This window comes from Pseudomonas sp. PDM26, assembly GCF_019219185.1.
Classification (GTDB): domain Bacteria; phylum Pseudomonadota; class Gammaproteobacteria; order Pseudomonadales; family Pseudomonadaceae; genus Aquipseudomonas.
Map to the genome: position 1 here is coordinate 1 of NZ_JAHUWC010000030.1, position 1,887 is coordinate 1,887.

Consider the following 1,887-nt stretch of genomic DNA (forward strand, 5'->3'; position numbering starts at 1 on the left):
CCTACGCCGGCGACACCTACGGCCTGCACCTGCCGCTGATCGCCGGCACCGAAGTGGCGATCGCCTTCGAACAGGGCGACCCGGACAAACCCTACATCGCCCACGCCCTGCACGACGACCAGCACCGCGACGTCGTCTCCCTGCGCGCACGTAACTACCAGCGCAATGTGCTGCGCACGCCGGCCAACAACAAGCTGCGAATGGAGGACTTGCGCGGGCAGGAGCACGTCAAACTGAGTACGGAGTATGGCGGCAAGAGCCAGCTCAACCTGGGGCATCTGGTGGATGGCAAGAAGGCCAAGCGCGGCGAAGGCTTTGAGCTGCGCACCGATGATTGGGGCAGTCTGCGTGCGGGCAAGGGCCTGTTCATCAGTGCCGATGCGCAGACCAAGGCGCAAGGGCCGGTACTGGACATGGCCGCCGCCGTCGGCCGCCTGCAACAGGCTGGCGAACAGTTGCAACAGCTGTCCACCGACGCCCAGACCGCCAACGCTGAACCGGCGGATGTGGCGGCGCAACTGAACCTGCTGCGCCAGGACCTCGAACAGCTCAAGTCGCAGGTCCTGCTGCTCAGCGCCCCGCAAGGCATCGCCGTCACCAGCGGCCAGCACCTGCAACTGGCCGCGCAGGACAACCTGATGCTCAACGCCGGCGGCGAGGCCGACTTCAGCGTGGTCAAGCGCCTGTTCGTCGGCGTGGGCCAGGGCCTGAGCCTGTTCGTGCGCAAGCTCGGTTTCAAGCTGATCGCCAACCAGGGCCCGGTGAGCGTGCAGGCGCAGAACGACCGCCTGGAACTGATCGCCCGGCATGGCCTGGACATCACCAGCACTGAAGACGAAATCCACATTACGGCGAAAAAGAGGATCGTCCTCAACGGCGGCGGCAGTTACCTCAGCCTGGACAAATGCCGGATCGAATCGGGCACGGCCGGCGATTACAAGGCCAAGGCGGCGCACTTCGAATACAGCGGTGCAGCTCAACAAACGCCACAGATCCTGAGTGTACCGACACCCATCGACCCACCCCTGCAATTCCATGAGCAGTTTCGCTTGTTTGCCAACAATGGCGAACAACCCTTGGCCCGGATGCCCTACAAGATCACCGCCGCCTCCGGCAAGGTCTGGAAAGGCACCACCGACAGCCAGGGTTTCACCGAACGCGTGTACACCGCCCAGCCCGAAGCGTTGTCGCTTATCTACGACATGGAAGAAGAGGAAGAGGAAGAAGAACTCGAAGGCATCACCTTGCGCCTGGGGCTGTTCTTCGATGGCACGGGTAACAACCTGGGCAATGCGGCCGCGACGGAACAGTGCCGACGTGAAGATCTGGAGTTGTTCGAGCAAAGTGACCTGGCGAGCATTGTGCAGCTGTGCAAGCAGCATGGGTTTGATGAGTTTGATGGCAGTGGTTTTGCCAGTGCACCGGACAACAGTTACGGCAATGCGCCGAGTAATGTGGTGCATTTGTTCAGGCTGTATCCCGACAATGCCACCGATAGTCTCCCGCCAGGGGCTGATATTGGCTTTGCACCGGTTTATCTAGAGGGCATCGGCACTCGCAGTGGCGGCAAGGACTCGCTGGCGGGCCAAGCCACCGGCCGCGGGGAAACCGGAGTGGTGGCGCGAGTTCAGCAGGCGCCAGGCGCAATCGAGAAGCAGCTCGAACGTTTTCAGCAAACCAATCCAAGCACCCGAATTCGACGTATCGAATTCGACATTTTCGGTTTCAGCCGCGGGGCCGCCGCCGCGCGTCACTGCGCCAATGAGCTGCTAAAGTCGGGACGCGGGGTGTTCGCCAACGTGTTGCAGGCCGGGCGCTTTGGCCTGACAACGGACTTCGACCCCGCCGTGGACGTCAGTCTCAACCTGATCGGACTGTTCGACACCG

The 1,887-nt window shown here is 62.3% G+C and carries 1 protein-coding gene; it reads left to right on the forward strand.

From position 1 onward, the window contains the following. On the forward strand, positions 1-1,887 hold a 1,887-nt coding region (locus tag KW849_RS31645; RefSeq protein WP_256357472.1), incomplete at both ends, for a DUF2345 domain-containing protein.